General features: G+C 65.6%; 12 protein-coding genes. 1 reads left to right on the top strand and 11 read right to left on the bottom strand.

Going from position 1 to position 12902, the window contains the following annotated elements; all coding sequences use genetic code 11:
* Positions 1 to 12: 12 nt before the first annotated feature.
* The 11 genes from IGS55_RS20955 to IGS55_RS20905 form a co-directional block, all read right to left on the bottom strand.
* The gene (locus IGS55_RS20955; protein WP_230517115.1) at positions 13 to 549 is read right to left on the bottom strand and encodes a type II secretion system protein; all 537 of its coding nucleotides are present in this window, start codon (positions 547 to 549) and stop codon (positions 13 to 15) included.
* On the bottom strand, positions 536 to 919 hold the full coding sequence (locus IGS55_RS20950; RefSeq protein WP_230517116.1) for a type IV pilin protein: 384 nt from the start codon (positions 917 to 919) through the stop codon (positions 536 to 538). The genes IGS55_RS20955 and IGS55_RS20950 overlap by 14 nt, the downstream gene beginning before the upstream one ends.
* A 5-nt stretch (positions 920 to 924) precedes the next feature.
* Positions 925 to 1395 (bottom strand): type II secretion system protein, encoded by a 471-nt coding sequence (locus IGS55_RS20945; protein ID WP_329958134.1) that lies wholly within the window; start codon positions 1393 to 1395, stop codon positions 925 to 927.
* A complete protein-coding gene (locus IGS55_RS20940; protein WP_230517117.1) occupies positions 1392 to 3272 on the bottom strand; it encodes a secretin and TonB N-terminal domain-containing protein in 1881 nt (626 codons plus the stop codon). Before IGS55_RS20940 ends, IGS55_RS20945 begins: the two co-directional genes overlap by 4 nt.
* A 17-nt stretch (positions 3273 to 3289) precedes the next feature.
* A complete protein-coding gene (locus IGS55_RS20935) occupies positions 3290 to 3829 on the bottom strand; it encodes a hypothetical protein (RefSeq protein ID WP_230517118.1) in 540 nt (179 codons plus the stop codon).
* The gene (pilO, locus tag IGS55_RS20930) at positions 3826 to 4446 is read right to left on the bottom strand and encodes a type 4a pilus biogenesis protein PilO (protein WP_230517119.1); all 621 of its coding nucleotides are present in this window, start codon (positions 4444 to 4446) and stop codon (positions 3826 to 3828) included. Before pilO ends, IGS55_RS20935 begins: the two co-directional genes overlap by 4 nt.
* Entirely contained in the window at positions 4434 to 4976 is a 543-nt protein-coding gene (locus IGS55_RS20925) for a hypothetical protein (RefSeq protein WP_230517120.1), read from the bottom strand. The genes pilO and IGS55_RS20925 overlap by 13 nt, the downstream gene beginning before the upstream one ends.
* The gene (locus IGS55_RS20920) at positions 4967 to 5755 is read right to left on the bottom strand and encodes a hypothetical protein (protein WP_230517121.1); all 789 of its coding nucleotides are present in this window, start codon (positions 5753 to 5755) and stop codon (positions 4967 to 4969) included. Before IGS55_RS20920 ends, IGS55_RS20925 begins: the two co-directional genes overlap by 10 nt.
* Positions 5742 to 7439, bottom strand: coding sequence for a GspE/PulE family protein (locus IGS55_RS20915; RefSeq protein WP_230517122.1), 1698 nt, complete (start codon positions 7437 to 7439; stop codon positions 5742 to 5744). The genes IGS55_RS20920 and IGS55_RS20915 overlap by 14 nt, the downstream gene beginning before the upstream one ends.
* Positions 7440 to 7449: 10 nt before the next feature.
* Positions 7450 to 8643 carry a type II secretion system F family protein gene (locus IGS55_RS20910; protein ID WP_230517123.1) on the bottom strand — a complete coding sequence of 398 codons (1194 nt, stop codon included), beginning with the start codon at positions 8641 to 8643 and terminating at the stop codon, positions 7450 to 7452.
* Positions 8644 to 8893: 250 nt separating this feature from the next.
* A complete protein-coding gene (locus IGS55_RS20905; protein WP_230517124.1) occupies positions 8894 to 11425 on the bottom strand; it encodes a M4 family metallopeptidase in 2532 nt (843 codons plus the stop codon).
* A gap of 675 nt (positions 11426 to 12100) precedes the next feature.
* Between IGS55_RS20905 and IGS55_RS20900 the strand changes: the two genes are divergently transcribed.
* The gene (locus IGS55_RS20900; protein WP_230517125.1) at positions 12101 to 12757 is read left to right on the top strand and encodes a hypothetical protein; all 657 of its coding nucleotides are present in this window, start codon (positions 12101 to 12103) and stop codon (positions 12755 to 12757) included.
* Positions 12758 to 12902 lie beyond the last annotated feature (145 nt).

The following is a 12902-nucleotide window of genomic DNA, read 5'->3' as shown; positions in this document are numbered from 1 at the left end:
GCGGGCATGATATCAGTTCGCGCCTTTCGGTTTGAGTCCGGGCGCGCCGCCGGCCGCATCGGGCGGGGCCAGCACCAGGTCGTGCGGATACGTGAAGTGCCAGTCCGCGTAGCGCTGTTTGCGGCGCAGGCTCGCGTCTTCATCGAGAAAATTGTCCTGCTTGATGGGCAGCTGCGGCGACAGCGAATGGACGCCGACGATGCGTCCCTCCTGCCGCAGCAGCCCCCATTCCGCCTTGCCCGTGACGGGATCCGCATACAGGCGGCGCAAGTGCCGCCGGGCGTTGGCAAAGCGCGGGTCGCGCAGCAGTTCCTGCAGGGTCAAGGGATAGCGGGGCCGCCCGTCGCCTGGTGTGCTGTCGTAGTAGCGGCCCAGCGCGTTGCGGAATTCATGGCCGATGAACAGCAGCTCGCGCTCCTTGTCGCGCCGCGCGGCCGTGGCATGCAATTCGCTGGCCAGTACCAGGCCCACGCCCATGAAGGCCACCAGCATCAGGGTCCAGATATACGCGAAGCCCCGTGCGCGGCGCCGAAAATCAGAGCTGCTCAAAGGGGATGCCCTCGCGCGTCTTGCCCTTGGCGCCGCTGCGCACGTCGGCCACGCCGCCGATCTCGCCATTCGGCGAAGGGATCAATTGCCAGGTGGCGGCGGACTCCGTGACGGGATCGAGCGGCACGCTGCGGAAGTAATGGTGGGTCACCAGGTCGTCCAGCGCGGCCGGATATTCTCCCTTGTCGGCATAGTATTTATCGAGGCCGCTCCTGAGCACCTGCAGGTTTTCCTTCAGTGCGACTTCCCTCGACTTTTCCACGGAACCGAAATAGCGGGGGATGGCGATCGTCAGCAGCAGCGAGATGATCGCCAGCACCACCAGCAGTTCGACCAGGGTAAAGCCGCGGCGTAGAGAGGAGGCAGGCATCGGGTTCACCATTGATTGAGCGGCACGCCGTTCAGGCCTGCCTTGGTCGAGCGCGAGGCGACGTCGAACACGTCCTCGCCTTCGCTGGGATTGTCGGGCGGCGAGGCATAGGCGCGCTTGCTCCAGCTGTCCGCCGCGCTGCCTTCTTCCCTGGGCTGGAACGGGTCGCGCGGCAGGCGGCGAAGGAAATAGATATTCTGCTTCGAGACGCTGCGCTGGTCGGGGACGCCCTCGACCAGTTCCTCGAGCTTTTTCGGATAGCCGGATGCGCCCAGCGACAGCTTGATGCGGCCATTGTCCGACGCGCGCTTGTAGGCATCGATCGCTTCGCGCATCTCGATCAGGGCGCTGCGCAACTGCTGTTCCTTGGACCGTTGCAAGGCCACCTGCGCCATCGGCACGGCCACCGTGGCCAGCGTCGCCATGATGGCCAGGGTGATCATCAGCTCGATGAAGGTAAATCCCCTTGGCTTCACTGGCCACCTTTGCCTGATTTTTCGCCGGCGGCGGGCGCCTCGTCGCCGCCCGTCATGGGCGAGCCGGCGCGTGGCGCGGCCTGCTCGGGCGCGGCGATCGCTTCGGGAGAGCCGCCCACGCTGGCGCGGCCGCCCACGGATGCCTCGGTGCCCGAGTTGAATTCGGCCGTCATCAGGTCCGGGCGGCGGATGCTGCGCAGCAGGCGCGGCGTGATCGACAGCACGATCTCGCTGCGCATGGCGTCGTCCTTCTGGCTGCCGAACAGGCGGTTCAGCACGGGCAGTTCGCCCACGCCCGGCACCTTGTTGGCCGTGCCCCGGTCTTCATCGCTGATCAGGCCCGCCAGCACCTGCGTCTCGCCATCCTTGAGGCGCAGCACGGTCGAGGCGCTGCGCGTGCCGATCTGGTATGCCTGCGTGCCCGTCTTGCTGATGACTTCCTTGACGACGTTCGACACTTCCAGGTTGATCTTGATGGCTACTTCGTCGTCCAGGTAGACGTTCGGTTCCACGTCGAGTTTCAGGCCCACGTCGATGTAGTTGACGCTGTCGGAGCTGACGCCGTTATTCGTCGTGACGGTGATAACGGGCACGCGGTCGCCGATGAGGATCTTCGCTTTTTCCTTGTTGCGCACGCGGATGCGCGGGTTGGCCAGGATATTGCTGTCGCTGTCCGTCTTGTTGGCGTTGAGGGTGACGCCGCCGATGCCCAGGTTGATATTGTCGCCATTGATGCGGTGCAGGTCCGCCACTTTCAGGCCGCCCAGGCCTCCCGTGCTGCCTGCGACGCCGGCCAGGGTCAGGCTGGCCTGGTCCGGCCAGCGCACGCCCAGTTCCATCAGGCGCGTGCGCTTGACTTCCAGCACCTCGACTTCCAGCATCACTTCCGGATCGGCCAGGTCCTGCACATTGATGATGCGCTCGGCCATGCGCACCATTTCCGGCGTATCGCGCAGCATGATGATGCCCAGGCGTTCATCGGTGACGACGTCCTTGGCCTTGAGCAGGGTCTTGATGGAAAACGCCACCGTCTTGACATCGGCATTGGCCAGAAAGAAGGTGCGCACCACGAGCTGCTGGTAATCCTTGACCTTTTGCGGCGTGTTCGGGTAGATCGTGATCGACTTGTCGCTGGTGACGCTTTGTTCCAGCTGGTTGGCGCCCAGCAGCATGGCGATCGCCTCTTCGATGCTGGTGTCGCGCACGGAAATGGTGGCGCGCAGGGCCGGGTCGACTTCCTTGTCGAAGACGAAGTTCAGGCCCGACACTTTGCTGATGAAGTCGAACACGGAGCGCAGCGGCGCGTCGCGAAACTCGAGGGTGACGGGTTTCCTGTAGGCGGCCGCCAGCTTGCCGCCGGCCGGCAGGCTTTTCGACTGCGCCTCGCCGATGCGGCTTTTCAGGGCCAGTGCCTCGCGCTGCGCGGGGCGTTCCTGCAGCACCTGGCGCAGCGCTTCCTGCGCCTGCGCGACATTCGCTTCGCCACCGCGCTGGTAGCTGGCCTGCGCTTCCTGCACCAGCTTGCGGTGCCGTTCATCCTGCGCCACGCCGGCCAGGCCCCGCTGCGCCACGTCGTTGCTGGCGTCCAGCGCCAGCGCCTGCTGGTACAGCGCTCGCGCTTCGGGCAGCTTGCCTTGCTGGCGCAGCGCCTCGGCGCGGCCATTGAGGTTGTTCAGCGCGCGCATCCTGCCATTCGTGACGGCGATGCGGTACTTGGCGTTGGTCGGTTCGGCCTGCGCCGCCTGTTCCAGCAGGGCCAGGCCCTGTTCCGTGCGGCCCGCGCCCAGCATGGCCTGGCCATCGTTGTAGGCCTGGTTGCCGGCGCAGGCGGCCAGCAGGGACAGCACCGGCAGCAGGGTGATGAGATTACGAGACATACGTGCGGCGCATCGTTTCAATTGAGGTCCCCTACGGCGAGTGTCTGTTTCTGGTTGAGCGGCAGATAGGTAAATTGCAGGGCGCCCTGCACCACGCCGTCGAAGCGGTAACGCTCTTCGAGCGTGTCGCCGGGGCGCGCCACCACGTTGCGTTCGCCCGCTTGCAGGAAGTAGGCCGCCTTGCCTTCATCGACAAAGCGGCCGAGGAATTGAAATGGCAGCGGTGGCGGCGCGTTCGCATCGACGCGGGCGGCGGGCAGCGCGGCCTGGGCCGCCTGCTGGTCGAGCATGATCTTTTTCGGCGTCTCCGGCTGCCAGCTTTGCTTGGCGAACAGGGTGGCCGCTTCCTCGTCGTCGAGGCCCCGGCGCGGTTCGATGGCCAGTACGCGATTGGCTGGCGCAGCGGCAGTGGCGGCGACGAGGGGGGGCGGCGCCACCCGCTCCACCTGGCGCGGCGTGGCCGTGGCCGGTCCCACGATGCTGCCTTCGTCCTCGGGGGCGAAGAGGGTGGCCAGCAAGGTCGCCACGGCGGCGCCTCCCAGTACGGCTTTTTTCATCGGCGCGCCTCCGCCTTCTTCACCAGCAGGATGAACTGGATGCGCGCGTCGATCTCGCCCGCCTCGATCTGCTCGCGCTTGAAAAGCACGGAGTCCAAGGTCAGGGTGGGCAGCGCCTGCAGGGCGTCGACGATAAAGGTTTGCAGCTGCGCGTATTCGGCCTTGACGGGCAGGGTGATCTGGTAGCGCAGGAAGGCCGTGTTGCCGTCTTCCTGCGGCTTGTAGTCGGCCTTGGCCAGGGTGACGCCGCTCTTTTGCGCCACTTCCAGCAAGGCCTTCAACTGGTCGGGAATGCTGTCATGCGCGGGCAGGTAGGCGTGAAAGGCGGCCAGGCTATCCGCATCGGCGTCGAGCGTGACGGGTGCCGGCGGCAGCGCCGCCTGTCTGGCGGCAGTGGCCAGTTGCGCCGCCAGTTGCTGCTGGCGCGTGCCCAAGGCATCGCCCTGCTGCATGGCGAAAGCGGCCAGCGCCAGGCAGGCCGCGCCGATGGCACTGGGCCAGCCCAGCATGCGCCACAGCCGCTGCGCTTCCCACGCCAGGCGCGGCGGCATATGCAGCTGCAGGCGCGCGCGGGCCACGGGCGTGCCGGCTTTTAACACGGGTTTTATTGCCGCCATTGCGCCTCCAACTGAAAACGGTAAGGGTGTTCGGGGGCGTTCGCGTTCATCTCGTGCTTGAGCAGATACACGGAACTGAACATGGGCTGCTGGTTCAGGAAGGCCAGGTAATTGAGCATATCCTGCGGCGTTTCCGCCTCGGCGGCGATCTTCAGGATGCTGGCGCCATCCTGTCCCTGCTGCGCGTTCAGGTCCAGTCCCAGCAGGGCCACGCGCACGTCGCGCGGCGCCTGCACCGTCTTGACCAGGCGGGTGACGGGCAGGTTAAGCTGGCGCACGGCGGCGGCTACCTGTTTCAGTTCGAGGTCGCGTTCGCGCTGCTGGCTCGCCGAGAGGGGCGCGCGCACGGGACGCGCGGGCTGCAGCTGCGCCAGCTGCGCTTCCAGGCGCCGCGTTTCCTGCGCCTGCACCAGCCAGTACACGGCGGCCGGCAGCAGCATCAAGCCGCCCGCCAGGCACAGGGCCAGGCGCCAGCCCTTGAACGTCTGCGCGGCGCCGGGCGGCAGGAATTCCAGGCGGCTCAGGCCCATGCGGCCTCCCGCATCAGGTGGGCGCCGCTGGCCACGGCGACGGGCACGAAGCGTTCGGGCACGTTCGTTTGCGGCACGCCGCTCAAGTCGATCAGCGCCACCTGTTCGATGGCGTCGAGCTGCGGCGCGCGCAAGTTCCAGCGCCGCCACGCCCGATCCAGTTCATCACCCCAGGCGACGTCGCAGGGCTGGCTGTGCAGGGCCGTGATGCGCCCGCCGCTCGCCGTTGCCAGCAGCAGCCGGCCCGCTTCCACCAGGGCGAAGGCGTCGGGCTTGGCACCGGCGATGCTGCGCCAGGCCGGTCCGGCGATCGGTTCGATGGACAGGCAGCGCCGGCCATGCGCGGCCACCGCGTCCTGCACGCCTTGCAGCAGGGCCGCATCGATGCCGCAGGCCAGGCGCGGCTTGCCATAGGGCGCGTCGTCGGCGGCCAGGCGCCAGGCGCGCGTGCCCTCGCCATACACGGCGCTGAACTGGCTGTGCAGGAAGCGCTGTGCGCTGGCCTGGTCGAGCAGGGCCCCGCTCCACGGCACCATTTGCAGGGCGCACCAGCGGCTGGCCAGGCTGACGGCCAGCGGCAGTTTTTTGCCGCCATCCTGTTCGAGCCAGCCGCGCAGGGCCGCCAGCGCCACTTCCCAGCTGGCGTCGGGATTCGCAATGGGCTGGTGGAAGGCGCTGTCGGGCAAGGGACGGCCGGCGCGGCGCAGCACGCCGTGCAGCCCGTGCGGCGCCAGGTGCAGGCACACGGTGGCGCGGGCAAGGCGTTCAATAAGTGACACGATTGAGCTCCGCTAAAGTGGTTTCGCCGCGCCGCACCAGGTCCAGGCCCGCTTCGCGCGCCAGGCGAAAGCCGTTGCGCGCCGCTTCTTCCTTCATCTGGCTCAGGGGCGCCCGCGTGCAGATCATTTCGCGCATCGCGTCGCTGAGCATCAAGACTTCGGCGACGGCCTTGCGCCCCTTGTAGCCGGTGCCGCGGCAGTGGCCGCAACCCTTGCCGGCCATGAACTGCCAGTCCTGCACCTGGTGCAGGGCCAGGCCGCTGTCGCGCAATTGCTGCGCATCGGCCAGCACCTCGGCGCTGGCGTCGACAGCGCAATGGGCGCAATTGAGGCGCAGCAGGCGCTGCGCCACGATGCCGTTCAGGGCGGCCGCAAAGCTGTAGGCGTCGACGCCCATGTGCAGGAAGCGGCCGACCACGTCGAACACGTTGTTCGCGTGCACGGTGGTAAACACCAGGTGGCCCGTGAGGGCGGCCTGCACGGCGATCTGCGCCGTTTCATCGTCGCGGATTTCGCCGATCATGATTTTGTCGGGGTCGTGGCGCAGGATGGAACGCAGGCCGCGCGCGAACGTCAGCCCCTTCTTTTCGTTGACGGGAATTTGCAGCACGCGCGGCAAGCGGTATTCGACGGGGTCTTCGATGGTGACGATCTTGTCGCGCCCCGTGTTGATTTCCGTGATGGCCGCGTACAGGGTGGTGGTCTTGCCGGAACCCGTGGGTCCCGTCACCAGCAGCATGCCGTGCGGCTTGGCGGCCAGGCGGCGGATCTGCTCGATGGCGTCCTCGTTCAGGCCCAGGCTTTCCAGGCGCAGCGCCTGCGCCGCTTCCGTCAGCGCGCGCCGGTCCAGCAGGCGCAGCACGGCGTCCTCGCCAAAGATATTGGGCATGATGGAGACACGGAAATCGATCTCCGCCCCTTTCACGCGCACCTTGAAGCGGCCATCTTGCGGGATGCGGCGCTCGGCGATGTCGAGATCGGCCATGACCTTGATACGCGAGATGATCTGCTCGGCCATCGCCAGTCCCTGCACCTGGCCCGCCTGCACCAGCACGCCGTCGACGCGGTATTTGATGACCAGGCTGGCCACGTCGCATTCGAGGTGGATGTCGCTGGCCTGGAATTTCAGGGCGTCGTAGATGGTGGAGTTCACCAGTTTGACCACCGGGCTGCTGTCCTCGCTGATGCGGATCAGCGAGATGTCCTCGATGCTCTGGTCCAGCCCTGGAATGTCATCCCCATGCTGCATTTCCTGCATCGCCTGCTGCACGCTTTCCTGCTGCAGCAGATAGGCGGCCAGGTCGTCCGGATGCGCCAGCGCCACCGTGAAGGGCGTGGACAGGGCGAAGTCGGCCCACTGCAGCAAGTCTTCGGCAAACGGGTTGCCGATGACGAGCACGGGCGGCGCACCCGGCGCATCGGGCTGCAGCAGCACGCAGTCGCGCTGGGCGCAATCCGTGTAGGGCAGCAGACCAAAGGCGGGCAAGGCGGCCTGCAGCTCGGCCATCGTCCAGGCCGGGTAGCGGAACAGGGCGGCCAGCTGGCGCAAAAAGACTTCGGGCGGCAGGGCCGCCGTTTCCTGCAGCACGGCCATCTGCGGGCGGCCCTGTTCCAGCGCGCTGGCGTGGGCGCGGCGCAGCATGGCGGCATCGAGCACGGCCCGTTCTTCGTCGCGTGCGTTCATGGCATGACCCTCACGATAAGCTCCCGGCCAGTTCAAAGATCGGCATGTACATCAGCACCACCACGCCGCCGATGACGACGCCGATGATGGTCATCAAGAGCGGCTCGAGCAGGCGCGACGCCCAGTCCACCCAGCGGGCGAATTCCTCGTCGTGGAACTTGGCCGAGCGTTCCAGCATGTCGCCCAGTCGGCCCGTGTTCTCTCCCACTTTCAGCAGCGATTGCGCCACCGGCGTGGCCATGCCGGCCTGCTCCAGCGCCGTGGAAAACGGCATGCCTTCCTGCACCGAGCGGCGGGCCTGTGCTAGCTGCTCCTGCTGCGCCGGCAGCAGCATGGGGCCGACCATGGCCAGCGCCTTGTGCAGCGGGATGCCGGCGTGCAGCAGCAGGCTGAGGGCACGGTAGAAGCGGGCCAGGCGGAATTCCGCCGCCTTCCCGGCCAGCACGGGTAGGCGCAAGAGGCGCAGCACCAGCGCCATGCGCATGGCGCGGTTGGCGATGCCGAAGACCACGGCGCCGACCACGGCGGCCAGCGCGCCGGCGCACAGCAACGGATGCGCGGCCAGGGTCTGGCCAAAGCCGAGCAGCATTTGCGACATCCACGGAATCTCGCGGCCCGAGCTTTCGTAGACGACGCTGAACTTTGGCACCACGTAGCCAAGCAGGAACAGGGTCACCAGGCCGCCGACGACGAGCAGCATGCACGGGTAGATGGCGGCGGAAATGAGTTTTTTGCGGATGGCGTCGAACTGCAGCTGGTAGGCGACGAAGCGCGCCAGCGCCTCGGGCAGGTTGCCCGAGCGTTCGGCCGCGTGCACGGTGGCGATGTAAATATCGGGGAAGATGTCGGGAAAACCGGCCAGGGTGTCGGAAAAGCTTAGGCCCTGCTGCAGGGTGAGCACGATGGCGGCCAGGGTGGCCTTGGCGCCCGTGCGCGTTTCCTTGTTGTGCAAGGTGGCCATGGCCTCGCCCAGGTTCAGGCCCGCTTCGAGCAGGGCCAGAAGCTCCTGGCTGAATTGCAGCAGGGGCAGGCCCTGTTTGCCGGGACGCAGCGCGGCGCCCGTGTCTGACGTGGCGCCAGCGTCGACGGCCAGCACGCGCCAGCCGCCGCGCACGGCCGCGCGGATCGCTTCGGCCTCGCTGGCGGCGTCGATGGCCAGCGCCTGGCTACCCGCCGGGCCCTGCACCTGGAGGTGGAACTGCATCGTCGGCTCAGGCGAGCATGGTGATGGCCTGGGGCGTGAAAATGGGGTGATGTGAAAAGGGGACAGCGCGTGCGGACAAGGTCGAAGTAGGCATCGGTCAGGAACAATCCAAAAAAAAGTTCAATTCGTCGCGGGTACCGGCAGCAGGCAAGAGGCAATCACTGTCTCAGGGTAGACTGGAATTGCCAGGAAATCAATCGTGCCGTGCGGGCAAGCCTTGTATCGATGGCTTGCCCGCATGTTCAGCCGCTTACTGGGTAACCAGGCTGACCTTGTCGATCACGAACGAGGTTTGCAGCGATGCATCCTCGGTCGCGGCAAACGAGATCTGCACGGTCTGGCCCTTGTAGGCGATCAGGTCGAAGGTGCGGATCTGGTAGCCGGCGGCCTTGTTCACGTTCGAGTACGAGGCCAGAGTGCCCAGCACCGTACCGGCGCTGTTCTTCACGGTGACGACCAGCTTGTCGTACACGGTGCTGCCCGTTTCGGCCGTGTCGATATGCAGCGCGAAGCTCAAGCTGGCGGACGTGGCGGCGGCGGGAATGGCCACGCTTTGCGTCAGCGATTCGCTGGCCGTGGTGCCATTGCCGCCCAGCCAGGCGTACTTCGTGCCTTCGTACGCGGTTTGGCCCGTGAAGGTGCCGATGGCGCCCGTGGTGCCGCTCCAGCCCGTGGCGCCGGACTCGAAGCCGCCGTTCGTCACGCGCTCAGTGGCGCTGCTCGTGCCGACCGTCAGGGTGGCGTTGTTCGACGTGGCCGTCACGGCGGGCGACGAGGAATCCGTCACTGTGGCCTTGAAGACGGCGCCGCTGTCGGCCGCCACGGCCGTGAAACTGTAGGCTGGCGACGTGGCGCCGCTGATCACGGCGCCGTTGCGGAACCACTTGTAGGTGTACGGTGCAGTGCCGCCGCCCGCGCCCACGGCGAACGAGGCGGTGGCGCCCGGTGCGACGGTGATGCTGGCCGGCTGGCTGGTGATCGTCACCGCGCCGCCCGTCGTCGATTCATCGACGTCGGTGCCCACGTTGATGGCCGCATACGCGCGCTTGACGGCGATAGACTCGGCGCTGCCCACGCCATACAGTTCCTCGGCCGCCTGCAGCACCTTGTTGCGCGCGTCGGCATAGTTGGTCGACGAGGTGAACTTGGTGGTGGCTGCCTTGAACCAGATGCGGTAAGCCTTGTCGCTGCCGATACCGGTCATGGCCAGCGGGCTCTTGTTCAGGTAGGAGCTGTAGTAGTCGCTGCTGGACGTGGAGTTCGAGCCTTGCGACAGGAAGTAGAACATGCGGTTGTTCGGGCCGCTGCTGTAGTGGACGTCGAGGTTCTTGATGGAGCTGCTCCACGCATTCGGGCTGCTGCCATCCTTGCTCGGCTTGTACAGCCAGCGCAGCGGCTGGCCATTCTTGGCGATTTCCTTGCCCGTCATCCAATCGTTGCCCGTGTTGGGAATCGTGGTGCCCGTGCCGCCGGCGCGCGCATACGCCTCCACCATTTCGCCGGCGATGTCCGAGCTCGATTCGTTCAAGCCGCCCGACTCCTGCGAGTAGATCAGGCCCGAGGTGGCGTCCGTGATGCCGTGGCCCATTTCATGGCCGATCACGTCGATGGAACCGAGGTTGTTGAACGAGCTGCCGCCGTCGCCGATGTACATGCACTTGCAGCTGCTGTCGTAGTAGGCGTTGTCGTAGGCCGTATTGACGTGGGCGGCGATGTGGGTGGCCGTGTTGTTGCCGTCCAGGCTGGACCAGCCGAGCACATTTTTGTGCGTGTCGTAGGTGTTCATCAAGCCCCACATCGCGTTCACGGCCGCCGTCTGGCCGTTGGCGTTGGTGGTGCTGCCGCCGTTGATGTATTGCTGGCCGTCGCCCCAGGTATTGCTGGTGCTGCTGTACACGCTGCCCGAGGTGGTGCCGTGGTTGGCATTCGTGATGGCCATGCCGCCGAAGCTGCCGCCCGTGCCGCGGCTGGGGTCCTTCATGGTGTAGGTGCTGCCCGTGAGCGTGGTGTTGAGCGGTACCTGGCCGTTGTACTGGCTGTTGCCGATGCCGGCGACGGTCTTCAAGGCTTTCCATTGACGCAGGATGCGGCCATCCTTGGCGCTGACGACGGTGTCGTAGTAGACCGGCTTGCTGCCGCTGATCATGCGCGTCTGCACCAGGTAGGCCAGCTCGTAGTGGTCGACCACGTCCTGCACGTCGAGGGCGTTCAGCGCGGCTTCCGACTTGTTCTCGGCGCCGGCCACGCGCACGGTTTTCATGACGGGGTAGATCAGCAGCTGGGCATGCGGCGGCACGTGGTCGACGCCTCGCACGCCGATGTTATTCACGGCGGCGGCGATGGCGGCTACCGCGCTGACGGCCGGCGTGGTGTCGATATCGGTGGTGGCGCTGCGGGTGACGGAATTGACGCCGCCGCTACCGAGGCCGGACGCGCGGTCCGACACGGATTCGCTGACGATGTCGCCGGCGCTGTTGCTGACCACGACCGTTTCGGAACCGAAGACGGGCAAGCCCTTGTAGGTGTGCTGTACGCGGCTCACGCGCGTGCCGCTGACGCCAGGATGCTGGGCGCCGACGGCAAAGCCATGTTCGGTGTTCAGGCCACGGCTGCGCGCTTGCGCGGCCAGCTTGTTGACCAGGCTGGCGGTCTCTTGTGGAGAAGCCAGGGCGACCGGGGCGGCCATCAGGGTCTGTGGCAGCGGCGTGGCGGCGTCTGCCGTGGTGGCCATCAGCGGCAGGGCGGCGATGGATGCGGCAACTATTGTCAAACGTAAATTCATTTCTGCTCCAGGGTATCGGTTAAGGAAATGGTGAATGAGCTGGCCGCGATGCCTGATGGCCACCCCGGCGTGCCTGGCGGCGGGCGGATAGCCTGCCGTTTTGTGGTGGCATGACGCCGGGTAGGGGGACACTAAACTTGTCGAGATCGCCATGTCAAAAAATTTAAGAAATGGGTCACTCCGCGATTTTTTGTTAAGAATTGAACATTTGCCGGCGTCGCATCGTTGGAAAGTTTGATCTACCACAAGCTGCAACTTTTGTTATGGACTACTTCCCCTAATGGAGCGTTCTGTTGGAAAAACACTGTTGCCTTTTCTAAATGTTGCGATCTACACTAGCTCTTCGCGTTGTTCCCTGCGGACCACGCGAAGACAAAAAAAGCGCACGCGGCAATGACCGCGTCCAGATACAGCGCATCGGGAAAAAAAATCGGGAGTTTCACATGACGTCAGTTCTGTTTTCTGCTGTTGGTTTCAGCCATTTCCCCTCTGGAGCGGCATTCATGCTGCATCCGCCTTCCTAGCCGCCGCCAGCCGGCTCTTCCCCTCGCGAGGGGGTTCTTTTCCGCGAGTCCGACCGCGCCGCCCGGCGTGGCCGCTGGCGCAGTGCATCCTTTTTTCAGGAAGGGTTGCCGGCTCCTGGTGCGTGCACCGGAATCACCGGCCCGAAGAACTATGCTTTCGATAGCGACCAAAGTGGAACAGATCGTGATGGAATCGGCCTTTCTCAGCGAGGGATTGGGCCGTGGCTTGCTGAACCTGTCGGAACTGGCGCGCCAGCTGCAACCGCAATTGCAGAGCGACCTGTGGAAACCGGTGGGGCAGGCCGCCGTGGTGATGGCGCTGCGCCGCCTGGCCGAGCGGATGCCGCAGCAGAAAAGCGGCGAGATCATGCTGGCGCACCGCGCGGGAGAGCTGTCCACACGCAGCGAATTGATGATTTTTACCTACCGCTATTCCGACCAGACCTATGACTGCCAGCGCCAGTTGCTGGCGCTGGCAGCACCCCAGCGCGGCACCTTCATTACCGTCACGCGCGGCGTCAACGAGGTGATGGTGATCTGCAGCCGTTCGCTGCATGCGCTGGTGGAAGAGGTGTTCGGCGAAGAGCAGGAACTGGCGCGCCTGGAGCGCGTGACGGCCGTGACCCTGCACCTGGCGCCAGAGACCTGCTATACGCCGGGCGTGTATCACGCCATCCTCAAGCGCCTGGCGTGGGAGCGGATTAACCTGATCAACATCATTTGCACGTATACGGAACTGACCTTGCTGCTGGAGGCGTCGCAGACGGGGGCGGCTTTTTCCGTGCTGTCGAAAATCGTCGCCCAATGAAAAAGGCTCTGTCTCCGCTAAGTAGGGGAAGTCCAGGAATCTTCCCGTGTCCCTGCTGTCTGACTGTATATACCAGACAAACGGGAGCCTTCCATGCAGCCAGCCCAATGGAAAACGTTCATCGTCCAGTTCGCCGAATTGAACC

This window comes from Janthinobacterium sp. EB271-G4-3-2 (assembly GCF_020858035.1).
GTDB lineage: Bacteria > Pseudomonadota > Gammaproteobacteria > Burkholderiales > Burkholderiaceae_D > Janthinobacterium > Janthinobacterium aestuarii.
This window is presented reverse-complemented; position numbering and strand designations above follow the sequence as displayed.